General features: G+C 67.3%; 26 protein-coding genes. 23 read left to right on the top strand and 3 right to left on the bottom strand.

Annotated features, from left to right (window positions below; translation table 11 throughout):
• Nucleotides 1-71 precede the first annotated feature (71 nt).
• The 17 genes from JNL41_RS01200 to JNL41_RS01125 all read left to right on the top strand — a co-directional run bounded on the left by JNL41_RS01200 (nt 72) and on the right by JNL41_RS01125 (nt 13,020).
• Nucleotides 72-365, top strand: coding sequence for a helix-turn-helix transcriptional regulator (locus JNL41_RS01200; protein ID WP_293472393.1), 294 nt, complete (start codon nt 72-74; stop codon nt 363-365).
• Nucleotides 366-484: 119 nt separating this feature from the next.
• Nucleotides 485-1,117: a lytic transglycosylase domain-containing protein gene (locus tag JNL41_RS01195; RefSeq protein WP_293472391.1), complete on the top strand. Its 633-nt coding sequence runs from the start codon at nt 485-487 to the stop codon at nt 1,115-1,117.
• Entirely contained in the window at nt 1,114-1,434 is a 321-nt protein-coding gene (locus JNL41_RS01190; protein WP_293472389.1) for a TrbC/VirB2 family protein, read from the top strand. The genes JNL41_RS01195 and JNL41_RS01190 overlap by 4 nt, the downstream gene beginning before the upstream one ends.
• A 1-nt stretch (nt 1,435) precedes the next feature.
• The gene (locus JNL41_RS01185; protein ID WP_293472387.1) at nt 1,436-1,783 is read left to right on the top strand and encodes a type IV secretion system protein VirB3; all 348 of its coding nucleotides are present in this window, start codon (nt 1,436-1,438) and stop codon (nt 1,781-1,783) included.
• A gap of 4 nt (nt 1,784-1,787) precedes the next feature.
• Complete coding sequence (locus tag JNL41_RS01180) at nt 1,788-4,154, top strand: VirB4 family type IV secretion/conjugal transfer ATPase (RefSeq protein ID WP_293472386.1); 2,367 nt, start codon at nt 1,788-1,790, stop codon at nt 4,152-4,154.
• Complete coding sequence (locus tag JNL41_RS01175) at nt 4,151-4,858, top strand: type IV secretion system protein (protein ID WP_293472385.1); 708 nt, start codon at nt 4,151-4,153, stop codon at nt 4,856-4,858. The genes JNL41_RS01180 and JNL41_RS01175 overlap by 4 nt, the downstream gene beginning before the upstream one ends.
• Nucleotides 4,855-5,079 carry an EexN family lipoprotein gene (locus JNL41_RS22525; protein ID WP_365697700.1) on the top strand — a complete coding sequence of 75 codons (225 nt, stop codon included), beginning with the start codon at nt 4,855-4,857 and terminating at the stop codon, nt 5,077-5,079. Before JNL41_RS01175 ends, JNL41_RS22525 begins: the two co-directional genes overlap by 4 nt.
• Before the next feature lie 7 nt (nt 5,080-5,086).
• Nucleotides 5,087-6,022, top strand: a complete 936-nt coding sequence (locus tag JNL41_RS01170; protein ID WP_293472384.1) for a type IV secretion system protein — start codon at nt 5,087-5,089, stop codon at nt 6,020-6,022.
• Nucleotides 6,022-6,264, top strand: a complete 243-nt coding sequence (locus JNL41_RS01165) for a hypothetical protein (protein WP_293472383.1) — start codon at nt 6,022-6,024, stop codon at nt 6,262-6,264. The genes JNL41_RS01170 and JNL41_RS01165 overlap by 1 nt, the downstream gene beginning before the upstream one ends.
• On the top strand, nt 6,261-6,935 hold the full coding sequence (locus JNL41_RS01160; RefSeq protein WP_293472381.1) for a VirB8/TrbF family protein: 675 nt from the start codon (nt 6,261-6,263) through the stop codon (nt 6,933-6,935). Before JNL41_RS01165 ends, JNL41_RS01160 begins: the two co-directional genes overlap by 4 nt.
• Entirely contained in the window at nt 6,932-7,783 is an 852-nt protein-coding gene (virB9, locus tag JNL41_RS01155; protein ID WP_293472379.1) for a P-type conjugative transfer protein VirB9, read from the top strand. Before JNL41_RS01160 ends, virB9 begins: the two co-directional genes overlap by 4 nt.
• On the top strand, nt 7,780-8,913 hold the full coding sequence (gene virB10 / locus JNL41_RS01150) for a type IV secretion system protein VirB10 (protein ID WP_293472377.1): 1,134 nt from the start codon (nt 7,780-7,782) through the stop codon (nt 8,911-8,913). Before virB9 ends, virB10 begins: the two co-directional genes overlap by 4 nt.
• A 4-nt stretch (nt 8,914-8,917) precedes the next feature.
• Nucleotides 8,918-9,919, top strand: coding sequence for a P-type DNA transfer ATPase VirB11 (gene virB11, locus JNL41_RS01145; RefSeq protein ID WP_293472375.1), 1,002 nt, complete (start codon nt 8,918-8,920; stop codon nt 9,917-9,919).
• Nucleotides 9,885-11,753, top strand: coding sequence for a type IV secretory system conjugative DNA transfer family protein (locus JNL41_RS01140; RefSeq protein ID WP_293472374.1), 1,869 nt, complete (start codon nt 9,885-9,887; stop codon nt 11,751-11,753). The genes virB11 and JNL41_RS01140 overlap by 35 nt, the downstream gene beginning before the upstream one ends.
• On the top strand, nt 11,743-12,411 hold the full coding sequence (locus JNL41_RS01135) for an LPD7 domain-containing protein (RefSeq protein WP_293472373.1): 669 nt from the start codon (nt 11,743-11,745) through the stop codon (nt 12,409-12,411). Before JNL41_RS01140 ends, JNL41_RS01135 begins: the two co-directional genes overlap by 11 nt.
• 111 nt (nt 12,412-12,522) lie before the next feature.
• Complete coding sequence (locus tag JNL41_RS01130) at nt 12,523-12,786, top strand: helix-turn-helix transcriptional regulator (RefSeq protein ID WP_293472371.1); 264 nt, start codon at nt 12,523-12,525, stop codon at nt 12,784-12,786.
• 21 nt (nt 12,787-12,807) lie between these two features.
• Nucleotides 12,808-13,020, top strand: a complete 213-nt coding sequence (locus JNL41_RS01125; protein ID WP_293472370.1) for a hypothetical protein — start codon at nt 12,808-12,810, stop codon at nt 13,018-13,020.
• A 110-nt stretch (nt 13,021-13,130) separates the two neighbouring features.
• On the opposite strand, the gene JNL41_RS01120 is transcribed toward JNL41_RS01125, so the two are convergent.
• Entirely contained in the window at nt 13,131-13,544 is a 414-nt protein-coding gene (locus tag JNL41_RS01120; RefSeq protein ID WP_293472369.1) for a helix-turn-helix domain-containing protein, read from the bottom strand.
• 83 nt (nt 13,545-13,627) lie between these two features.
• Here JNL41_RS01120 and JNL41_RS01115 point away from each other — a divergent pair, with 83 nt between their 5' ends.
• The 4 genes from JNL41_RS01115 (at nt 13,628) to JNL41_RS01100 (ending at nt 18,411) form a co-directional block, all read left to right on the top strand.
• Complete coding sequence (locus JNL41_RS01115) at nt 13,628-14,038, top strand: MFS transporter permease (protein WP_293472367.1); 411 nt, start codon at nt 13,628-13,630, stop codon at nt 14,036-14,038.
• Nucleotides 14,038-14,262 (top strand): GDCCVxC domain-containing (seleno)protein, encoded by a 225-nt coding sequence (locus JNL41_RS01110; protein ID WP_293472365.1) that lies wholly within the window; start codon nt 14,038-14,040, stop codon nt 14,260-14,262. Before JNL41_RS01115 ends, JNL41_RS01110 begins: the two co-directional genes overlap by 1 nt.
• A 335-nt stretch (nt 14,263-14,597) precedes the next feature.
• Nucleotides 14,598-17,801, top strand: coding sequence for an AAA family ATPase (locus JNL41_RS01105; protein ID WP_293472363.1), 3,204 nt, complete (start codon nt 14,598-14,600; stop codon nt 17,799-17,801).
• A gap of 49 nt (nt 17,802-17,850) precedes the next feature.
• On the top strand, nt 17,851-18,411 hold the full coding sequence (locus JNL41_RS01100; protein WP_293472361.1) for a hypothetical protein: 561 nt from the start codon (nt 17,851-17,853) through the stop codon (nt 18,409-18,411).
• A gap of 19 nt (nt 18,412-18,430) precedes the next feature.
• Here JNL41_RS01100 and JNL41_RS01095 read toward each other — a convergent pair whose 3' ends face one another.
• Nucleotides 18,431-19,027, bottom strand: coding sequence for a hypothetical protein (locus tag JNL41_RS01095; RefSeq protein ID WP_293472359.1), 597 nt, complete (start codon nt 19,025-19,027; stop codon nt 18,431-18,433).
• A 124-nt stretch (nt 19,028-19,151) separates the two neighbouring features.
• Here JNL41_RS01095 and JNL41_RS01090 point away from each other — a divergent pair, with 124 nt between their 5' ends.
• The gene (locus JNL41_RS01090; RefSeq protein WP_293472357.1) at nt 19,152-19,937 is read left to right on the top strand and encodes a hypothetical protein; all 786 of its coding nucleotides are present in this window, start codon (nt 19,152-19,154) and stop codon (nt 19,935-19,937) included.
• Between the two features lie 37 nt (nt 19,938-19,974).
• Here the strand turns inward: JNL41_RS01090 and JNL41_RS01085 are convergent, their stop codons facing one another.
• Nucleotides 19,975-20,766 (bottom strand): hypothetical protein, encoded by a 792-nt coding sequence (locus JNL41_RS01085; protein ID WP_293472355.1) that lies wholly within the window; start codon nt 20,764-20,766, stop codon nt 19,975-19,977.
• Nucleotides 20,767-21,248: 482 nt separating this feature from the next.
• Here JNL41_RS01085 and JNL41_RS01080 point away from each other — a divergent pair, with 482 nt between their 5' ends.
• Complete coding sequence (locus JNL41_RS01080; RefSeq protein WP_293472354.1) at nt 21,249-23,228, top strand: ParB/RepB/Spo0J family partition protein; 1,980 nt, start codon at nt 21,249-21,251, stop codon at nt 23,226-23,228.
• Nucleotides 23,229-23,276 lie beyond the last annotated feature (48 nt).

Below are 23,276 nucleotides of genomic sequence, written 5' to 3'. Positions count from 1 at the left end.
GCCTCAATGCGCCTCGGTGCGCTCAACCGGTCTTAGTTAGGGGGGCAGACCTTGACTAGGAGGTCGGTCAATTGGCCAGCCAAAGCTACTCCCCGTACCGGGGTGAGTCCCGGTCGTTTCTCCCGCAGCCTGACGCCGAAGCTTACCCTGGGTCAGCGCGCCTGATCACGCCCAGGCAGCTTCAATGCCTGGCCTGGGTTCAGGAAGGCAAAAGCGCGACCGATATCGGCGGCATCCTGGGATTATCGGGGCGAACCGTCGAAGGCCATCTCATCAAGCTTTGCGCCCATCTTGGAGTGAAGACCCGCGTCCAGGCGGTGGTGCGCGCCCGGGAGTTGGGGCTGATCGGGCAGTCGCAGCCGTAAGCCTACCCGCTCATGGCGCGTAGGCTTACGCCTCGCGCCCGACGCCCCCGAACGCGAACATCGCCGTGGAGGCCGCGAGGAGGCCTCGGTGCTGAAGCCCTCATCGTCAGGCGATCCCCATGGCCCTAACCCTCGCCGCCGCTCTTTTCCTGGCCGCCCAGTGCGCGCCGACCGTGGCCCCCGAGACGCTTCTGTCCGTGGTGCAGGTCGAAAGCCGGTTCGAGCCCTTGGCGATTGGGGTCAACGGCTCGCCACGCGTCACGCTGGCGCCAGCGACGGTCGATGAGGCGGTCGCCAAGGCAGGGGAATTGATCGCCGCCGGCCGCAGCATCGACCTCGGTCTGGCGCAGATCAACAGCAAGAACCTGAGTTGGCTTGGCCTGAGCCTTCGCGAGGTCTTCGAGCCGTGTGTCAACCTCAAGGCCGCCGCCCGGGTTCTGCAAGACGGCTATGGCCGCAGCGATCCCGGCCGGGTGGGCGAGCAGGCCGCGCTGAGGACAACGCTCTCCTACTACAACACCGGTCATCCTCGCCGCGGGGTCAGCAACGGCTACGTCGGCAAGGTGGAAGCTGCGGCTGGCCGGATCGTGCCGGCGCTGGGGGGCGGAAGCTCAGGCGCACCCGCGCCGTTCGATCCCGTGGCGGTCGCCGAACAGCCATCGGCCGCGTGGGACGTCTTCGGCGACGTCCAGCGCACGCACGGAAGTTTCGTCACCACCGTCGCAATCGCATCGTCCGGAGGTCCCCAGTGAGCGCGAGCAGGAAGACTCTACTCATCGGCCGCGTCGCCCTGGTCGGGGTGATCGCCCTGGCCAGCGCCAGCCCCGCCTTTGCCCAGTCGGCCGGGGTCGGCGGCAACATCGGCACCTTCATCCAGAACATCATCGACCTGCTGAACAGCAACGTCATCCGCGGCCTGGCGGTGATCGCCATCATCATCACCGGCATTGCCTGGATGTTTGGCCATCTGGATATGCGCCGCGCCGGCACGGTGGTCGTCGGCATCATCGTCATCTTCAGCGCAGCGGCGATTGTCGATCTGATCACCGGCGGCAGCGGCGGAGCATGACATGATGTCCGCCGAGGCCGATGAACGCCTGACTGAAGACACTCTGTTCCTGGCCTGCACCCGGCCGGCCATGGTGGCAGGCGTGCCCATGGAGGCCATGGGCCTCAACCTTATGCTGACGGCGACGGTCTTCCTTGCCGCGCATTCGCCCGCTTACCTGCTCATCGCGCCGGCCGTCCACGTGGTCTTCCGGGCGATCTGCAAGCACGACCACAACGCCTTCCGTGTCCTGTGGATGTTCGTCGACACCAAAGGGCGGTCTCGCAACGGCGCGACCTGGGGCGGAAGCTCCTCGACGCCGCTTCCGTTGAAGCGCCGCTATGTCGCCGCCGAGGTGGCCCGTGGCTAGCCTGATGCTCCAGCCTCGGGCGGCGGCGTCCTCGCTGGGCCGGGACCTCGATCCGCGCGGCGCGCTCCCGTACGCGCGCCACGTCACCGGGGAGATCATCGGCCTCGACACCCAGGCGCTGATGGTGACCTTCCAACTCGACGGGGCGAGTTTCGAGACCGCCGACGTCCGCGATCTCAACGACTGGCATGCCAAGCTCAATAGCGCCTGGCGCAATCTGGCCAACGACCACCTGGCGGTCTGGCATCACCTCGTGCGCCGGCGGCACGAGGGCTATCCGGCGGGTGTTTTCCGCTCCGACTTCGCGGCCGATCTCGACGCGCGCTATCGCGAGCGCCTCGGCGCAACCCAGATGTTCGTCAACGAGCTCTACGTCACCCTCGTGCTGCATCCGGGTCGGGACGCCACCGAGCGCGCAGGGGCCTGGATCGCCAGGCGCCGCCGGTCAGAGGCCGACGAGGATGAAGCGGTCAAACGGCTACAGGACGCCGGCCGCGACCTGGCCCAATACCTCAGCCGCTATGGCGTCCGGACACTCGGGCTCTACGAGCGCGACGGCGGCTGGTTCTCCGAGCCTCTGGAAATCCTGCGCCTGGTTCTGACGGGACGCCGCGAGCGCGTGCCGCTGATCCGCGGTCACCTCGGTTCGGCGATCTATTCGGCTCGGGTGATCTTCGGCCGCGAGGCCCTGGAAATCCGGGACGCCGCCGAGGCGTGCTTCGCCGGCATGTTCGGCGTGAAGGAATATCCAGCCGTCACCCGGCCTGGCCTCTGGAATGGGCTGCTATCGGCCCGCTTCGCCTTTGTCGCCAGCCAATCCTTCACCTTCCTCTCCAAGAGCGCCGCCCGCGCCGTGATGGAGCGCAAGCAGAACCAGATGCTCTCGGCCCGCGACCGAGCGGCCTCGCAGATCACCGGCCTGGTGGACGCCCTGGACGATCTGATGTCGAACCGCTTCGCGATGGGCGACCACCAGGCGTCGGTGCTGGTCTATGGCGAGGACCCCCGGCAACTCAGCGACAATCTCTCCAACGCCCGGGCGCTGCTCGCGGACTCCGGCTTGGTCACGGCCCGCGAAGACCTGGCGCTCGAGGCGGCCTTCTGGGCGCAGTTCCCCGGCAATTTCAGCCGGCGGGTTAGACCGGCGGCGATTACCTCACGCAATTTCGCGGCGTTGGCGCCCTTCCACACCCACCCCGCCAGCCGCGCCGATGGCAATCATTGGGGCTCGTCCGTGGCGCTGCTGCGGACCTCCGCCGGCTCGCCCTTCCACTTCAATTTCCACGTCGGCGACCTTGGCCACACCTTCATCTGCGGGCCGTCGGGGTCGGGCAAGACGGTGGTCCAGAACTTCATGCTGGCCGCGCTGGAGAAGTTCGGGGCTCAGCAGGTGTTCATCGACAAGGATCGCGGCGCGGAGGTTTTCGTCCGGGCCTGCGGCGGAACCTACCTGACGCTGCGCAACGGCGAGCCGACCGGGTTCGCGCCGCTCAAGGCCCTGGATTTCACGCCGGGCAACGCGGCGTTCCTAGGGCAGTTGATCCGGCAGTTGGTGGGCGCAAGCGAGAAGCCGCTGTCGGTTCAGGAGGAACAGGCGATCGATGCCGCCGTAGCGGCCTTGGGCCCGCTGCCGCCTGCCCAGCGGTCTCTGTCGGCCCTGCGCGCGCTGCTTGGCCAGCGCGACGCGGGCGGCGTCGGCTCGCGGCTGGAGAAGTGGTGCAGGGGCGGCGCCCTGGGCTGGGTTCTCGACAACGAAGCGGACGCACTGGGTCTCGACGCCCGGTTCCTCGGCTTCGACATGACCCATGTGCTGGACAACGCCGAGGTCCGCACGCCGATGATGATGTATCTGTTCCACCGGCTTGCCGCCCTGGTGGACGGCCGCCGCCTGGTCATCGACATCGACGAGTTCTGGAAGGCGCTTGGCGACGAGGCCTTCCGCGGCCTCGCCCAGGACGGACTGAAGACTTACCGCAAGCAGAACGCCTTCATGGTGTTCGGCACCCAGTCGCCGGCCGATGTCCTGCGCTCGCCCATCGCCCACACCATCCTGGAGCAGTGCGCGACCAAGATCTTCCTGCCCAACGCCCACGCCGCCGAGCGCGACTACATTGAAGGCTTCGGGCTGACCCGGCGCGAGTTCGCGCTGGTCCGCGAGGAATTGGCGCCGGAGTCGCGGCAGTTCCTGATCAAGCAAGGCCTCAACTCTGTGGTCGCCGAGCTGCGGCTCGACGGGCTCGACGACCAGCTTGCGGTGCTCTCAGGGCGGACCGAGACGGTCGATCTGCTCGACCGCATCCGGGCCCGCGTCGGCGACGATCCCAAGGATTGGCTCGACCCCTTCCACCGCGAACGCAGGATGATCTCATGAAGCGGCGCTTGATCCCTATCGCCCTGGCGGGCGCGGTTTGCATGGGCGGCTCATCCGCCCACGCTCAACTCGCGGTCTATGACGCGGCCAGCTACGCCAAGCTGATCCAGCAAGCGACGACGGCGGTGAACCAGCTCAACGAGATGAAGACCCAGGTCAGTCAGGGTCAGCAGCTGCTTTCGAGCCTCAACGACGCCTCCGGTGTCAGCAAGATCGCCAGCGCGCTCGGTGTGCCGTCCCTGCGATCCTTCCTCCCCGACACCTCGGCGTTCAGTGCGGCCGCGAAGGGCGATTTCTCGGCGCTGGGCGCTATCGGGGCGAAGGCGGACGCGATCCGTTCGGCCAATCGCCTCTGGACGGCTCCGGCCGACGATCCGCTTGGCGCGGATCTGGAGGCGGCGGGCCAGCGTGCGGCCCGCGACCTGGCATTGGGTCAGAGCGTGACAGACGCGGGCGCCCAACGGCTGGAAGGCCTGAAGGACCTCCAGGCGGCCATCGACACCGCGCCCAACGCCCGGGCGGTGATGGACCTCCAGGCCCGCGCCACGACCGAGCAAGCGATGATCGCCAACGACCAGATGCGGCTGCAAGGTATCGCCATGGCGCAGGCCGCCGAGGATCGTTTGCGCGTCCAGCGCGATCAAGAACGAGCCAAGGCCGAAAGCGCCTCTCGCATGGCCATTTACCGGAGCAGCTTTCAATGACTCGCTTGCCGTTACTCCTAATCACCATTGCAGGCTTGGCGGCTTGCTCACCGGAGCCGCGAAGCTCGGAATACTTCGTGGCTCATCCCGATGAAGCCAAGCGGGTCGTGGCGGATTGCACGGCCGGCTCACATCGAGGTCAGGAGTGCGTCAACGCCACGGCTGGCGTCGCAGCGGCCGAAAGCGCTGAGCGAATGAAGCTTTACAAGAAGAACTTCTGAGGGTGTCGTGGCCGAGCCCTTCCAAATTTTCCAGCCGGCCTACAGCTTCGTCGACAGCAAGCTCGACGTCTTCCTGAACGACCGCGCCAGTTCGGTCATGGCACAGGTCTCAGGCCCGCTGCGGGCCGCCCTGGTGCTCTACGTCCTGCTCTATGGGTTCGCGATCCTGCGCGGCACGATCCAGGAGCCGTTCATGGATTTTGTGGTGCGCAGCCTCAAGCTGGCGTTCGTCTACATGCTGGCGACCACGGTCGCCTATTCGACCTACGTCACCCAGCCGCTGTTCCACGTCCTGCCCGATACCCTGACGCAGGCGATCAGCGGGGCAGGGGTCCCGGATGTCGGGTCGGCCTTCGACCAATTCTTCGCGCGCGCGGCCTACCTCGCAGAGAAGATTTGGAACAAGGCCACCCCGGTGAACTTCGCGCCGCTCATTTTGAGCGCGGTTGTCTACATCGTCGGCGCGCTCGCGGCCGCCATCGGCTTCGGGGTGGTCTTGATCGCCAAGGTCGCCTTGGCCTTGCTGGTGGCGCTCGGCCCGATCTTCGTCGCTTGCGCGCTCTTTGATGCGACCCGGCGGTTCTTTTTCGGCTGGCTCAGCCAGGCCGTGAACTACCTGGTCCTGTTCGCCCTGATCATCACGATCTTCCAACTCATCCTGTCGCTGGTCGCCCAGCAGTGGGCCAGCATCGACGGCTCCGATCCGATGGCCGGCGGCTTGCTGTTCGTCGCCCTGTGCCTGCTCGGCGCGATCTTCTTCCTGCAGACGCCGGCCATCGCGGCCGGCATCGCCGGAGGCGCGAGCGCCGGCCTGGCGGACTTCGCCAACGCCGCCTCGCTCAGCGGCGTGCCTCGCGCGGGCGCGCCGCAGGGACCGCAGGAAGCCAGCCGCAGCGCACCAAGGGGCGGGGGCTCCATTCGTCCTGCCGGAGGTCGCGCCTGATGCGCATCGCCATCCTGACAACCCTGGCCGCTTTGGCCCTCACCGCCTGCGCCTCGACCGGCGGCGGCAAGCTGGCCGTTTGCGACGGCAAACACCTGCGTCCCGCCAATCCCTATGGCTCGGTGTTGGCCGTTCCGGCGGAGGGCGTCCCGCCCGCGCCGCCGGCGGCGCCTGAGGCGGCCAAGCCGAAGACCCTGTCGTCCAACACCTCGCCGACGTCGTTCGGGAGCTGTCTCGCATGAACGCCGAAACCGATCTCAAGGGCTATTTCGCCGAAGCGAAGGGCTGGAACGCCGACCAGCTCCGCAGCGCCGAACGCTCGCGTCGTCTGGCCTGGGGCGTGGCGGCCTTCGCCTCCATTGTCGCGACGGTGGCCGTGGGCGCGGTGGCGGCGCTCGCGCCGCTGAAGAGCGTCGAACCCTTCGTGGTTCGCGTGGACCACAGCACCGGCGCCGTCGATGTCATGACGGCGCTGAAGTCCGAGAAGCCGCTGACTTACGATGAGGCGGTCACCAAGCACTTCCTGGCCCAGTACGTCCGCGCGCGGGAAGGTTGGCTGGCCCCGGCCGCCGAAGCCAACTTCCGCCAGGTCTCGATCATGTCGACGCCCGCCGAGCAGCAGCGCTGGGGCGACGCCTTCCGGCCCGCCAATCCGCAGAGCCCTCAGGTGGTCTACGGCCCGGCCGGCGAGGCTCAGGTCGATATCCGTGCGGTGAGCTTCGTCTCCGAAGGCGTCGCCAACGTCCGCTTCCACCGGATCGTGCGCCAGAGCCAACAGGTCACCGAGAGCGATTGGATCGCGACCATCGCCTTCGCCTACACCAAGGCGCCGATGGGCGAGGCCGACCGGTTGCGCAATCCGCTCGGCTTCCAGGTCACCAGCTACAGGGCGGACCCGGAGGTGGTGCGATGAGAGCGCCCGTCGCCCTTCTGGCGGTGGCGGCCTTGGTCGTCGCCTCGCCGGCCTTTGCACTCGACACGCCCAAATCGGGACCGTCCGACCCCCGCATCAAGGTGGTGGACTATGACCCTTGGGCGGTCGTGAAGATCACCGGCGTGTTCCGCACGGCGACCCAGATCCTGCTCGGCGCCGACGAAACCATCCTGCATGTCGCCGTGGGCGACGCCACCGGCTGGGATGTGGCGGCTGAGAAGAACATCCTGTTCGTGAAGCCCAAGGCGGCGCGGCCGCCGACCAATCTGATCGTCACGACCAGCCGGGGCGGCGAGACCCGCAACTACACTTTCGAGCTGTCGACGCGCGCCGGCTCCTCGGCGCGCAACACGCCGGACACCGTCTTTGGGCTGCGCTTTCGCTATCCCGAGGACGAAAAGGCCGCGGCCGCTGCGGCCCTGACCGGTCAGGCGGCGGCTCTTGAGCGGCGTATTGTCGAGCTGAAGCTCGACCGCGCAGTGGTCGAGGGTAGTCGCAACCTCAACTACGCCGTCCAGGGCGCGACCGCCCTTCAGCCGTCTGAGGTGTCGGACAACGGCCGCTTCACCGTCCTGCGCTTCCCCGGCAACCAGCAGGTCCCGGCCATCTATCAGGTGGAGGCGAGCGGAACCGAAAGCCTGATCCCGTTCGACGTGCGCGGTGAATTCGTCGTGGTCCATGCCGTGGTTGGCAAACTGCGCCTGCGCCGAGGGCGCGATGTGCTCTGCATCTACAACCAGGCTTATCAGCCCTACGGCGTCAATCCTGGGACCGGCACGGCCGCCGCCGACGTCCAGCGCACCGACCAGGGAGCGTCCAAGCCATGACCGATGCCGCCGATCTCCACGACGCAGGCCCCGCACCCCGGGAAGAGCGCGTCCCACCGCCCGCGTTTGAGCGCTCGATCTCGCCGATCGCGGGGCGATTGGGTTATGGCCTGGCCGGCAAGGGCGTCGTGCTGGCCGCCCTCGTGGCCGGGTGCGGCGTGTTCGTGGCCGCCACCTGGGGTCACGAGAAGCCGAAAGCCGAGCTCAAGCACGACGAGCCGGCCCGCCAGGTCGTTCCGTTCGAGCCGGCGATGAAGACGCCGTCGCCGACCTTGGCGGTGCCGGGCGGTGCCGCGCCCAGCCTTGGGCCGACCGGCGCAGCCGGCCAGGTTCCGGCCATCCAGCCGGCGAGCGCGAGTTCGGCGGCAGCGGCGGACGCTGTCAGCCGTCGCCAGGCGGAGGTCAGCGCCATCCGCGGCGCGCCGATCCTGGCTTATAGCCGGGGCGGCGACGGCGGTCCTGGGCCGGCGCTGCCCGCGATCCTGGCCGCCCAGGGCGGACCGGTGCGCGAAGCGACCGAACTGGATCAATTGCGGCGCGGATCGTCGATCGGGCAGTCTCGGGCGGCCCGGTTGCCGGACCGAAACTTCCTGATCGTCGCCGGGGCCAACATCCCCTGCATCCTGCAGACGGCGATGGACACCACGACGCCGGGCTACGTCACCTGTCTGATCCCGCGCGATGTCCTGTCGGACAATGGCGCAGTCGTGCTGATGGAAAAGGGGACGAAGGTGCTTGGCGAGTACCGGTCGAGCTTGCGCCAGGGCCAGCGGCGCCTCTTCGTGCTCTGGACGCGCGCCGTCACCCCGGCCGGCGTCGCCATCGCCCTGGGGTCTCCCGCCGCCGACCCGGTCGGGCGCGCCGGGTTCGACGGCGAGATCGACACCCACTTCTGGGACCGCTTCGGCGGCGCGCTGCTGCTGAGCATCGTCGACGATGCCGCCTATGCCGCCGCTGGGCCCAACAATGGGTCCAACATCACGCGGCTGCCCTCCGACGCCGCCGGCATCGCGGTGCAGAACTCGATCAATATCCCGCCCAGCCTGCGCAAAGCGCAGGGGGCGGAGGTGTCGATCTTCGTGGCCCAGGACTTCGACTTCTCGGGCGTCTACGGCTTGAGGGCGCGGTGAGGCGATGGCCCACGACACCGCCGTCCTGGAGCACTACCTGAAGCCGCTTCAGGCCTGCCTGGCGCCGGCCGGCGTGACGGAGGTCGTCGTCAATCGTTCCGGTGAACTGGGCATCGAACGCGAGGGCGGCTGGGAATGGCGCGCCGCGCCGGACCTGACCGAGACCTGGCTCTCGACCCTGGCCAAGGCGGCCGCCGCCTTCACCGCCCAGGACGTCACCCCGGAAACCCCGATCTGCTCGACGGTGCTGCCGGGCGGCGAGCGCTGCCAGATCGTCATCCCGCCGGCGGCCGAGCGGCTATCGCTGACCCTGCGCAAGCCTTCCGAAACGACCTTCGATCTCGACGCCTTCGCCCGCAATGGCCTCTTCGACGACGTGACCCTGGCGACCAACGACCTCGCCGCCGAGGAGACGCGACTCCTGGCGTTGCGGGACGCGGGCGACTGGCCGGCCTTCTTCCGGCTGGCCGTGCAGAGCCGGCGCAATGTCCTGATCTCCGGCGCCACGGGTTCGGGCAAGACCACCTTCGCCAAGGGTCTGGTGCGGCTGATCCCGGACGGCGAGCGGCTGCTCACCATCGAGGACGCGCGCGAACTGACCGTTCCGCACCGCAACGCCGTCCATCTGCTCTACGCCAAGGACGGGCAGGGGCTCGCCAAGGTCGGCGCTAAGCAGCTTCTGGAAAGCGCGCTGCGCATGCGGCCCGACCGCATCCTGCTGCAGGAACTGCGCGACGGGACGGCCTTCTTCTACCTGCGCAACGTCAACACCGGCCATCCCGGCTCGATCACCACCATTCACGCCGACAGCGCCACCCTGGCCTTCGAGCAACTCACCCTTCTGGTGAAGGAGTCCGAAGGCGGGCGGGATCTGGCGCGCGACGACATCCGCTCGCTGCTGCACATGCTGGTCGACGTCGTGGTGCAGCTGCGCCGGGTCGATGGCCGCTTTCGCATGACGGAGGTCTGGTATGACCCGCTTCGCAAGCGCGCCCTGGCCGCTTAAAGCCGCCTACGTCGGCACGCTGGCCATAGCCGGCGTCGCCCTGCTGGGCGGGCTCACGGCCATCATCGCCCTGGCAGGGTTGAGGCGCCTGTCGTCCGATATCGACCCGGCTCAGGTCCCGGCTTGGTTCTGGTACTTCCGCGACGATCCGCAGGTCCGCAAATGGCTTGGCATTGGGCTCCTCTCCGTCCTCGGCGGCGCCGGTGTCGTCACCATCGGCGTCCTGCGCAACCTGCGGCCGCCGCTGCACGGCGCCGCCCGGTGGGCCGATGAGCGCGAACTGCTGTCCGCCGGCCTGCGGGCGCGCCAGGGCATCGTGCTGGGCCGCAAGGGCGGCCGGCTGCTGGTGTTCGGCGGCTCCGAACACGTCATGATGCATGCGCCGACCCGCAGCGGCAAGGGCGTCGGGGTCGTCATCCCGAACCTGCTGACCTGGCCGGATTCGGTCGTGGTGCTCGACGTCAAGCGCGAGAACTGGGAGGCCAGCGCCGGCTTTCGCGCGGCCCATGGGCAGGAGGTCGTGCTGTTCGATCCGCTCGACCCGGAGGGCCGGACGGCGCGGTTCAACCCGCTCGGCCACATCGACCGCGCCGATCCCATCGCCGTGCTCGACGAGTTGCAGAAGCTCGCGGTCATGCTGTTCCCGCCGCCGCAGCACGGCGATCCGTTCTGGGCCGAGGCGGCCAGGACGGGCCTGATCGGCGTCGGCGCCTATGTCGCCGAGACGCCGGAGCTGCCGTTCAGCCTGGGCGCCATCTATCGTGAACTGACCCACGGCGAGCCGCGCGGCCGCTTGCCCGAGGCGGTGAGGGCGCGAGCCGACGCCGGCCGGCCGCTGTCCTACGGCTGCGTCAGCGCCATCTCCGATTTCTGCTCGGCCTCGGAAAACACCTTCGCCTCGATCAAGCAGACCATCACGGCCCGGATGAACCTCTGGCTCAACCCGCGCGTCTGCGCGGCGACCAACGCCAGCGACTTCGACCTGCGTGACCTGCGGGAGCGGCGGATGTCGCTTTATCTCGGCGTGTCGCCGGACAACCTCGCCCGCGTGGCGCCGCTCTATAACCTGCTGCTGCAGCAGCTCGTGGACCTCAACACCCGGGAGCGTCCAACCGCTGAGCGGCATGCCGTCCAGGTGCTCATGGTGATGGACGAGTTCGCGCGGCTCGGCCACGCCGCCGTCATCGCCCACGGCTTCTCCTACGTCGCCGGCTACGGCCTGCGCCTGCTGCCGGTCCTGCAGAGCCCGGCGCAGCTGCGCGCCGAGTACGGGCCGGACCTGGCCGAGGAGATCATGGCCAACTGCGGCCTGGAGATCGCCTTCGCGCCGAAGGAGCTGAAGGTGGCCCAGGACCTCTCCGAACGGTTGGGCTTCTGGACATATTCCAGCCGTTCCCGCAGCCGGCCAACCCTGCTGTCCGGCGGCCGGCGCAGCACCACGGAGTCAGACCAGCGGCGGGCGCTGATGATGCCGCAGGAGCTGATCCAGATGGATCCCAGCCAGCTCATTTTGCTGCGCGCCGGCATGCCGCCGGTGCGCGGCCGCAAGATCCAATACTGGCGCGAGAAGGCGTTCCTGAAGCGGGTTCTCCCGCCCCCGACCGTCGCCGCCCACCCCGCCATTGGCGCAGCCCCGCCAGCGCCGACGGCGCCGCTGACTTTAGCCCGTCCGCACCCGGACGACCTCACCCTCGACCTCCTGGCGCCGGCGCTGGAGGCGGCTGGGCTTGAGGCCCTGCCGGCCGAGGGCGCGACGGACGCAGAGGTCGAAGGCTGGATGGAACGCTTCATCGACGCCACCGCGACACGTGAGGAGGCCGACTATGCCCGATGAGATTGATCGCAATCAGATCGACAGCGAGGGCCGGGGACGCTCGACCAACAAGGGCGATGCGCCGGTCCCCGTGCTGCGCCGGTACTACCTCGACGAGCGGGGCGGCCCAGGGCTCGGCTTCTACGCCGACGCCCAGATCAAGACGGCCACGTTCCGCGACCTGGGGGCTCGGCTGGTGACCCCGAGGTCCGACCCCAACGCCATCCGCGACATGGCGGCGGTCGCCCAGCATCGTGGCTGGACCGTCGTCGTGGTCCATGGCGAGAAAGACTTCCGACGCGAGGCGTGGCTTACGGCCAGCGCCCTTGGCCTGGAGGTGCGCGGCTATCAGCCGACCGAGCGGGACCGCCAGGACCTGGAGAGGCGGCAAGCGGCGCTGGCGCGAAGAGCCGCCCGCACCGCTGACGAGCGACCGGAGCGGGGAGATCGAGAGACACGGGCCAACGCGGCGGCGGGTCGTAGCAATATGCGCATCGTCGAGGCGGTGGTGCGGGCGCGGGTCGGCGACCGGCCGGCCCAGGACCGAATCCTGTCGGCGGCCCGCGCGCGGTTGGCGTCTTTGCTGGAGCAGGGTGTTCGGGTTCGCCCCGTGGATGTCGCCCGGGCTCAGGCCGTGCAGGAATCCCAGCGGCCGCGGGACCGGCAACGGACCCGCTAGATCGCGGCCGCCACAATAGTATTGGCTCCGGCTTGAGTAGGAGCCCGCGTCTCGTAATATGTAGTCTGGAGACCGTGGTTTCATCGGCCACAGAAGTGTCCCGCTCTTCCCATGAAGGGAAGGGCGCTTCTGGCTTGGAATCTGCGGGCGTTACGCACCGCCAAGTCGCTCTCGCAAGAGCGGCTGGCGATCGACGCTGGCGTCGACCGAGCCTGGGTAAGCGAACTTGAGCGAGAGCAGGGCAACACTTCCGTCGATCTGCTCGACCGCCTGGCCGAGGCCCTCGACGTGCCGATCGCGGCGCTGTTCGCAGAGCCGGACCCCGACGCCGACAAGCCACAACCCCTACGCAGCGGCCGACGCCCCCGCGATTGATGGCCGGGCGGGGTAGGGCCGATGGACCGGGCCCTCGTCTGCGCGCACGGCAAGATGGTCGCCATGGTCGCCAGCGTGCTGCAGGCCTCCGGCGTGACCACGACTGAGGAGTTCGCGCGCCTGCTGAAGGTGTTCGCCGATACGGTCGGTGAAGCCGATGAGGAGCAGGCGGAGATTCTGGCGCTGTGGTCGGAGACGGTGGCGGCCATGCTGCCGGCGCCGCCAAAGCATTAGGCTGGCGATGAAGATCGTTCACGATTGAGGGGGAAAGCCTTCCCCTGCGCCCGAGCCCCTTGGTCTCGGTCGACCCCTTCCAGCGGGGAGAGCCCCGCAACGCCCCCGCGCTAAGAGGGTCCCCGATCCGCATAGAGCGATTGGATCAGCGGGCAGCCTGGGTCCTCTCCAGCGTCGCAGGCCTGAACGGAGTCCGCCAGGACGCGCTCCATGCGCTTCAGGTCGGCGATCCGGGCTCGGACATCGGTTAGATGCGACGCGGCGAGGGTGCGCACTTCGGCGCAGGAGGCCGGCCCGCCACCGGCCAGACCCAGCAGGGCGCGCACCTCGTCCAGCGTGAACCCTAACTCGCGCGCCCGGCGCACAAAGCCCAGCCGGCCCACATCCTGGCTGCCGTAGCTGCGGTAGCGACCGCGCCGAGGCGGCGCCGGCATCAAGCCGATGCGCTCGTAGTAGCGGATCGTCTCGATATTGCAGCCGGTGCGACGGGACAGTTCGCCGATCTGGATCGCTGGGTCGGCCATCGGGCGGATCTTTCGATTAGGGCTTGAGTCTGTAGCCGCTACAGATGGCATACCTCGCTGGGGTGGCGCCAGGAGACGATGGAATGACAGCGAGCAGCGGTCTTCGGGCCCGACAGCACGACCGAGGCGGCAAGCCTGCGGAAGCCGCCTTGAGCTGGGCGGCGGTCGCCGCCGCCGCCGGTGCGGTGTTCGCCTGGGCCGCCTGTTGCGTCCTGCCCATGTCGCTGGCCCTGGCGGGTCTGGGCCTGGGCGGCATCAGTTGGATCGCCGGGCAGCGCACCTGGATCACGCTCGCGGCGCTGGCCGTGATTGGCGTTGGCTGGATTGTCACCTGGCGGCGGGCGCGGATGTGCCGGCTGGACGGGACGTGCGCCGCGCCATCGCGGCTCGGCATCGGCCTGCTCGGCGCGGCGACGGTTCTGGTTCTGGTTGCCCTGATCTGGCAGCCGATCATCGAGCCCTGGGCCTTGACGCTGATCCGGAACGCCCGTTGATGAGCGACGTGCAAATCCAGCTTCGCTCCACGCTGACCTGCCCAAACTGCGGCCACCAGGCGACGGAGACCATGCCAACCGACGCCTGCCAGTATTTCTACGACTGCCAGGGCTGCGGCGCCGTCCTCAAGCCCAAGCCGGGCGATTGCTGCGTCTACTGCTCCTACGGCGACGTGCCTTGTCCGCCGATCCAGGAGGGCGGCGGCAAGGCTTGCTGCGGCTGACACGACAGGCTCATGCGTCAGCCGCCGGCAAGGTCGCCGTTTTTGCGAGGCTGACGCCCCACGCATGAATGTTGCCGCGATGCTGCCGGCCCGCGCGAACCTTAGGGTTCGATGGCGGAGAAGGCCTTGCCCTGCAGCCGAGCCGACGCCGTTTCCGCCGACCCCTCTGAACGGGGAGGCCCCCGCAACGCCCCCGTCAGGCGATCTCCGGTTATCTCGTATCCCTTTTGTTCCGACGCGTGCTAACGTCATTGGCCATGTTGGAAGGGCCAAATCGCATCTCCCTCGGAACGATATACCTCGGGGGGCCAATCGAGCTCGCGTCGGAACGCGCCGTGGTGGCTGCTGTGGCGGAGCGTCTCCAACAGACGCGCACGCCTTTTGTGATCATCGCCAACGCGCAGATTGGTGGCCGACAGATCGATTGCGTCGTCGCCATCGCCTCTTCCGCGACACTCATTGAGGTCAAGGCGTCGCGCACACCTGTCCGCGGTGGCCTGAACGGTGCATGGGCGCGGAGGGATGCGGGTGGGTCATGGCGGCCGTATGGAAACGCCTATCAGCAGGCGGTTGGCGCCAAGAACGCCCTAAGGGACGCGATGGCGGTGATGGCTCCTATCGGTAGCTATTACCCCGACGCTTGCGTGGTTTTCACCGGTGCGCTGCCTGCCGGCTCAGATGTCACTGTTGGGGACTTTAAGGCCCGTGTCGTGACCCTCACGGATTTCCTGGACGACTTTGCCGCGGGCACAGCAAGACAGCCGCCTTGGGGCCTAGACCAATGGCGCGCCTTTGCGACCTCCCTATCGTTGACCGCCGTCAGCGTGGACGAAGCGGTCGGAGGCGACCAGGTCCGACGCGACATTGAGCGCCTGCGCCTCTACAACGCCGCCGTCGCGGAAGAATACGGCCGCTCTGGTGATCGCTGGCTATACGAAGAGGGTGTTCCGGACGCCCTTGAGCGTGCCGCCTCGGACGGCGGGGGATGTGTGATCGTCGGGCCGTCCGGTTGCGGCAAAACCCTGATGGGCAAGGCGCTTGCGAGCCGGTTGGCAGGCGCCGGGTCCCCCGTCTTGTTCTTCTCCGCCAAGGACTTCACCGGCGAATGGGCCAAGGCCGTGCGTCGTGAGATCGGCCTTCTGACCGATGATGCACCGACGGAACTGCTGCGTGCGGTCGCCCACAGCGAGCGCCCCGCGTTTCTGATCGTCGATGGGGTTAATGAACTCGCGGGATCTGGCAGCCTTGCTCTCCGGGGTCTGCGTGCGCTCGCCCGGCGGCTCGACGCAAAGGTCATCTTGACCTCCCAGAAGCCGGTTGTCGGCTTCGACGGCCTTTCGACCTTCGAGGTCTCGCGACCGAGCGCCGGTCTCAAGCAGCGGATCGCCGACCGCGATGGTAGACGCGTCATCGGCAGTGTCGCCGATCTGCTCAAAGCTGTGACCAGCGGCTTCGAGGCTGAGATGGTCGGCGACGTCGGATCAAGTCTGGCTGGAGAGGCGACCCGCCTCGCCCTGATCGACCAGTACGTTCGGGCGCGCCTTGGCGGTCATGCCCGCGCCGGAGCCCACGGTTTACGGCGCTTCGCCGTCGCCCTGCATACCGACGTCGCCTTCTCCATGGCCGAGGCACGCTTCGATGAATTCATGCGCCAGGAGACTGTCGGTTTCGACGCCTGCGATGCGATGTTCGCAGCTGGTCTGCTGGTCCGACGTGTCGGTCGAGTATCCTTCTCCCATGAGATGATCCTGAATGGGTGCGCGGCCTTCGGCCTAGCGAACGCTGCAGCTCATGATCCGGACACGTTCGGGGCACGTCTCTCAACGCCGCTGCTGGCGCCCTTGGCCAGCGAGATCGTCACCGCGATCGAGGACCCCGACGCATCCCTGCGCGTACTCGAGTCGGCGACCAGTTCCGATCTAGTCGCCGCTGCGGCGGCCGGGACCCTGGGAAGCGTCGCTTCGTCCAACGCTCGCAAACTCATCCAAGCGGCCAAGCAAGCCTGCATCGACGAAATCGCTGCCGTCACCCTCGAGTTCGATTCCGACAACAAAGCCTACGTGACGCGCTGGAGTGAAGCTGGTCGTCGTGACTGGACGCCGCCAGAAAAGGCGCGCCTCGGCGCTATCGGAAAGTTGGCGACGTCCCTCCTGGGCTTCCAGGACTATCAGGACCTGTGCGCCGTCATGGATGCCCGCCTGCTTGAAGAACGTCGGCGGCTTGCGCCGGCGGTGAAAGCCGCCGGTATCGGCATCAGAAGCCCCAGTTTCGCGCTCGCCTACTACAGTATGGGCGACAGGATCGGGTTCAGCCGCATCGACCATCAGGGCTCTCGGCGAAGCTTCGGCGACGCGCCCGAGCCGCTGCCGTCACTCGACGTGGCAACTCTCACTTCAGGGCAGCTGCATTTCTACCTGGAGAACCGCCACGCCTTCTTCGGTGCCGACGAGCGCGGCGAGTTCGCAGAGGAGCTGATCTTTGTCCTGCGCGAGCGCTTTTCCCACGAGCCCTACCATGTGCAGCAGGCGGCTCTGGCGGCAGTCGGGTTCGCCCGCGAAGCGCCGGACGAGGTTGTGGCCGAACTGGTTGACGCCATCAACGGCCTCGACGTGCCGCAGCACAACTGGGCGATCAACTCCAGCATCATCGACGCCTTGGGCTTCCTGGGAGCGCTCGACGACGATGCCGAGAATGCCCGCGAGGGCATTCGCGCCGAGGTCGCCGAAGCCTTGCTGGATGGCGCCGACGGCAATGACGCTCTGTCGATCTATGTCCGGATGTTCGATCACCCGTTCAGCACCGTCTACTACGAGGAGATCCACGCACTTTCGGAGGACCAGCGCCATATGCTCTATCGGCGCGCGCTGGCCTCCGTCGAGATCAAGCGCAGCCTGAGCCTCAGCTGGATCACGGGGGAAGTCGCGCGGCTCGAGAACCCTGCCGACGCGCCGCTTTTCGTCAGGTTTGTGGGCCTGCCGGACCGCAGCAACCCCTTTCCGCAGGAAGAGTGGGGCGCCTTCACCCTCAGCCTCCGCTTCCTCGGCCGTCACGGGGCGCCGCTGCCCCCGAGTGAGGGCGAGACGGCGGAGGAGCTCTGTCTCAACGATATCCGGATCTTGGTCCACGCAGCGGAGTCGCGGCGCCCCGAACACTTGGCCGCCGCGCATCTCGCCTGGGTACGTCTCGATGGCCAGTCCCCCGGCCTGGTCGTGGGATGTCTCTCCGAGATCAACGCGGCGCTGATGGAGCGGCATTGGGCGGACGAAAATCGTCCATATCCGCCGATCGACCTGCGCGACACGTACCCGGCCGAGTGCCTCAGGCTCGCGCGCCGCTTCGTGGCTGCCGCCGTCGATCCCCAGTATTTCCACGCCGTGCCGATGCGCGAGCGCGGGCCCGAGCTGGCCTTCAGCACGCTCGGACGCTTTGGCGACAGGATCGACGTTGACGTCCTACGTCGCCTAGGCCGCGGGCATCGCTACTCGTCGTATGCGCTCGACGCCCTGAAGATTCTCGATTCAGCGGCGGCCACGCAATGAGCCTGGCTAACGCTGCATGATGCGGAAGCGGGCAGGAGGCCGATAGGACATGTCCCTCGAACGCCGCGACCGCTTGGTTGAGCAGATCGTCGACACTCAGCCGCTGCTGACGACCTTCGTGCGGCCGCTGCCCAGCGATATGATCGCCGGGTCTTGGGACCTGCTGTCGTATAGCTTTCAGCAGGGCTTCGAGCTGATGTGGGACCAGGCGTGCGCCGAGTCCTCCGGACTGCTTACGCGGCCCCTGCTTTCCCTCTGGCGCCAGAGCGTCGAACTGGCCCTGAAGGCTTCCATCCTCGAAATCGCCGGGAGCATTCCTGCTAAACTGAGCCACGATTTGCGCGGCCTGTTTGAGCGGTTGCTTGCAGAGCGGGCCGCGCTCGGCCACGACGATGACGACGACCTGACGCGCGACGTGGCGCGCATGATCGATCTCGTCCAAGCTTTCGACCCGTTCGCCGACCGCTTCCGCTACCCTACGACGAAAGACGGGACACCCTTTGCAGGGATCCAAGTCGACCTAGATGAGCTCTTCCAGGCGCATTGGATCATCGTGACCTGGTGCGAGGGCGCCGCAATCGAGGTTCGAGAGGGCGGGGTTTCCGCCTAGATCGCTGCGTCGTCATGCTTCACCCTGGGGCGCGAAGGTGATGAAGGTGCTGAGCCGAACTGTTCGCCCGCCAAATGTAGCCGATCATGTCGGAACGCCAGGCTCCGACATCTGGGATCCGCTTCTTCTCGATCAGGCGCCTCATTGCCCGGGCTTCACTATTGACGTTCGTTCCGCCTGAGGCGCGCTCAAGCTCGGCTACCGCAGCGTCCCAAGAGCCGCCCTTGTCGTAGATGGCCTCCAGCTTCTTGCAGATTGTGGTGATCTGCTCACCGCGCGAGGGCGGCCTGTCGCTCAAGTCTGCGCCGCCGCCCTTCTGGAGAGTCTCATCGGCCAATACGGCATTCAGACCGTTATGCAGATTCTTCGCAATTTGGGCCCAGGTCGCCTGGCGCCAGGCATCGCTCGGCTTGAAGTAGTCGCCGACATAGGGGTCGACACGAAAATGGCGACGGGCGGCCGCCGGCAGCATTTCCAGGCTGTCGATCGTCGCGAGTATATGGATTTCAAATAGGCGAACGTCGCCGCCGTCGGCGTCATTTCGCGAGAGATGGCCGAGGCGGCGCAGGTTGAAGTCCGTCACAGCGTCGCCCGTTTCAAAGCACCGGTCTGTCATCAATCAACCCTGCCTCCCTCGACAACTCTGGCGGGACCATACGTCAGAACCGGACATGGCAAAGGGCGCCTTGACAAACTCCCACTAACTGGAAGATAAGAAACTTCCACAAAATGGAAGTTATATGGGCCGCCCTTCAAAGAACTCAGGGTCAATCTTCACGTCCAGGGAACTCGCGCTCGCCGGCGGCCTGACGCTGCGCAACTTTACCCTCCTCCACGAGGAGGGCGTGGCGCCGCCGGCGATGGGAACCGGCAGGGGGAGGGGAAGCCATCGTACCTATGACAGCCCCGCCCTGGCCCAGGCAGCGCTCATTGGCGCGCTGCAGATGGCTGGCTTCGAGTTGCTGGTCGCGGCGCGGCTCGCTGAGGCGTTCGCCGAGGAGGCCCGCCTCACGCACGGCAGGTTGTTCTCCAATATCCAAACTTACCTGCAGTCGCCTTACAATCCGAGGCCGGGATATCGGCCGTGGACCTTCTCGCCCGACGACCAAGTCGATGATGATTTCTGGGTCCATAACCGGCTGATCGACAGCGTGGTCGAGTACCGAAGCGGGGTGGCGATGCGGGGCGACATGGTCATTGATATCGCCGACCATAAGTACGTGCTGACCGAGTACCACGATGTGAAGGTCAAGATTCACTCGCCCGTATCCGGAGGCCTGCCGGCTAGTCCTGACTACCGCATCGTGGGTCGAGGGTCCGGCGTACAGATCGTTCCGATCACCGACGAGGTGGACAGTCTCGACTTCGCGGAAGATTCCGTCAGCGCTGCACGCTTTAAGGCCCTGGAGCAGGACTACTTGGCAGCGCGCGAGAACGCGGTGACGCGGGTCCGAGTCAATGTTTCGTTGGCTATCCGAAGTGCTTTCGACCGCGTCGCCGATGACCGCAGCCGGTCGGTCGCGTAGCGAAGGGGTGCTTGAGCCGCGTTGTCGGTCCCGTCGATCATGCAGCGCCTTCGGGCGCTGATGTTCGGGCGGTCGCCAGCAGTTCCGCCAACTGTTCAAGATACGATGCGACCGCGTCGTGAATGCGGTCGGCTTCGGCGAGCGTGTAGGTCCGGTTCGGATGCATGACGTCGTTCCGCCAAGCCTGTTTCACGTGATAGAGTAGGCTGTGGTTCTCGGACCATGCGTTACGGGCCTTGCCCTTCGGCATCACCTCAATCTCACGTTTCATGTCACTTAGCAGCTTGCCCCATTCGCGGGTAACGCCTTCGATTCCCAGCTGCGCGGCCAGAGCCTGAACTGCGGCTTCCATCGCTCGCATGAGGTGAAACACGCTGGCTGTTGGACGCTCAAGGGCGCGGCAGGCTGCAGCCTCCGAGAGATCCTCCTGGATGTCTGGGAACGCAGCTGCCACCCGGTGTCCTAGCGGCGGCCCGTCGGCCAGCAAGAGCGCCCCGCGGACCGCGTCCATACCGACGATGTGTTGTCCGCCCAGTTCATCGACGAAGCTGGTCAGCATCTGCGTCAGTGCGCTGATCAAGGGGCCGAGGCTTTCCGCGTCGTAGCGGCCAATGCCCCGGAACCCAGCCTGCAACGCGCTTTGAGCGCGGCGTGCGGCCACAATAGTGGAGGACATTTTTAGCTGCTGGCCAGCGGCTTCGATCAGCTGTGCAGCATTCAAGATGCGGGCATAGTCATTCGTGTCGATCGTTTGGAACGCTACCTGACCCTTCAGGATGTGGGTTCGGTTGATTTCCATCATCTTCAACGAGCCGCCGACGTAACTCATCGATGCGGCTAGGTTCTGCAAATCTAAGCGTTGCAAAAGAATCGGCTCCCGCGAGTGCCCGAAGAATAGGACGGGCAAGACAGTCCGGAAACGGCCTCCTGTAAGGAGAGCGGCCGGCGGGCGTGCTCGGTCCCGCCGCGTGCCGCGGCTCCTACGGGTCCGCCCCTTCGGGCGCCGATGGCGCCGCCGGCCGCTCGACGGCGCTTCCTGCCGTGCAGCGCCTGACGGCGCGCAGGCTCCTTGCAGCCTTCTCTTTGACGCCGCGCTGACGCGCGGCCGTGGCTTGGGGCTCCGCCCCCGGCGCACTTCGGAGCGGCTTCCGCCCAGCTTCGGGCTGGGCAGGTCCGGCAGGTTCGCAGGGCTTGAAGCCCTGCAGCCGGTTCCCCGCGAAGCCGCCCCTCCGTTTGCACCCCCGGTCTCGCCGACGGGCAAGGGTTCAGGCGCGCCTTGCGCCTGCAACCCATGCCCCAAGGAGCTTAGCCATGACCGAACAAGCCAACATCGTTCATCAGGACGGCGACGTCATCGACGTGCCGCTCAACAAGCTGAAGAAGTCGCCGCGCAACGCCCGGCGGACCCCTCATGCCGAGGCCGACATCGAAACCTTGGCCGCCAGCATCGCGGCGAAGGGCGTCTTGCAGGCGCCGGTGGTGGAGCCTGAGACGGATGAGGCCGGGGCGGCGACCGGCTTTTATCTGGTGACCATCGGCGAGGGGCGCCGCTTGGCGCTGGTCCTGCTCGCCAAGCGCAAGACGATCAAAAAGGCCGAGCCGGTGCGCTGCGTGGTGGACCTGAGCCACGACGCCCACGAGATCAGCCTGGACGAGAACGTCACTCGCTTCCGCATGCACCCAGCGGACGAGTTCGAGGCGTTCCGGGAACAAGCCGAGCGCCGGGGCTTTGGCGCCGAGGAGATTGGCGCGCGGTTCGGCGTGTCTGCCCAAGTGGTGCGCCAGCGGCTTCGGCTGGGCGCGGTCAGCCCGATGCTGATGGAGCGCTACCGCGCGGGCGACCTGACCCTCGACCAGATGATGGCCTATGCCGTCAGCGAGGACCATGCCCGGCAGGAACAGGTGTTCGACCAACTGGGGCCGGATCGCCCGCCCTATCTGATCCGCCGCGCCATGACCGAGGCCAAGGTCACGGCCACGGATCGGCGGGCGGTCTTCGTCGGCGCCGAAGCCTATAGCGAGGCGGGCGGGACCATCCTGCGCGACCTCTTCACCGAGGACGGCGGCGGCTGGTTCGAAGACGCAGGCCTGCTGGACCGGCTGGCCGCCGAGAAGCTGGCAGGGATCGCGCAGGCGGTGCAGGACGCGGAGGGTTGGAAGTGGGCCGAGGCCCATATCGACTATCCCCGGGCGCTCGGCCTCGCACGCGTCTATCCGCATCCAGTGGAGCGCCCGGACGAGGAGAGGGCGCGCATGGCGGCCTTGTCCGACGAATACGACGCGCTGGTCAGCGAGTGGGACGCGGTCGAGGAGCTTCCGCCCGAGATCGAGGCGCGGTTCGCCGAGATCGACGCGGCTCTTGCAGCCTTTGGCGACGGGACCGCTTTCGCCCCCGATGAGATCGCGCGGGGCGGGGTGTTCGTCATCCTCGGCCAGGACGGCGTGGCCCGTGTGGAGCGGGGCTTGATCCGCCCCGAGGACGTTCCGGCGCCGGGGCCCAAACCGGAAAGCGAAGGCGAAGAGGCTGGCGGGCCGGAGAGCGGCGAGGAAGGAGCAGCCCCCGAGGTCGAGGAGGCCGATGAGGATGCGGGCGCCCCTTTGTCGGAGCGTCTGGTCTTGGACCTCACCGCCCAACGGACCCTGGCGCTGCGCGACGCCTTGGGCGCCAGTCCCACGGTCGCGCTGTCGGCGGTGGTTCACAGCTTGGCGCTGTTTGCCTTCTACCCGCCCTACGACCGCGCCTCCTGCTTGGAGATCAAAGGCGTCTCGACCTATCTCGACGGCCACGCGCCGGGCATCGACGAGAGCCGCGCCGGACGCAGCATCGCCGAGCGCCATGAGCGGTGGGCGGTGCGCTTGCCGAAGGAGGCGGCGGACCTCTGGACTTTCGTGCAGGGGCTGGCGGCGACGGACCTTCTGGACCTGCTGGCGCATAGTGCGAGCCTGACGGTCAACGCGGTGCGCACGCCGTTCGACCGTAAGCCGGGGGCGTGGGCGCACGCTGATCGTCTGGCGCAGGCCGTGAACCTCGACATGACCGGATATTGGTCGGCCACCGTGGCGAGCTACCTGGGCCGCGTCACCAAGGCCAGGATCGGCGAGGCCGTGCGGGAAGCTGTGTCGGATGAAGCAGCCGAGCGGATCGGCGGCATGAAGAAGCCCGAGATGGCGTCCGAGGCCGAAGCGCTGCTGACCGGAAAGGGCTGGTTGCCGAGCCTGCTTCGAGCGCCGGTCTCGGTGGAGTCCGAGGTTCATGCGGAGCCGTCTGTGCTGACCGAAGAAGCCGCCTAGCGGCGGGCCGCAGTTCGCGGCCTTCTTTCCAGCTTGGGGCCGTTCGCC

This window comes from Phenylobacterium sp. (assembly GCF_016793285.1).
Lineage (GTDB): Bacteria > Pseudomonadota > Alphaproteobacteria > Caulobacterales > Caulobacteraceae > Phenylobacterium.
Note: the sequence above shows the minus strand (reverse complement) of the source record. Positions and strands in the feature narration are given on the sequence as shown.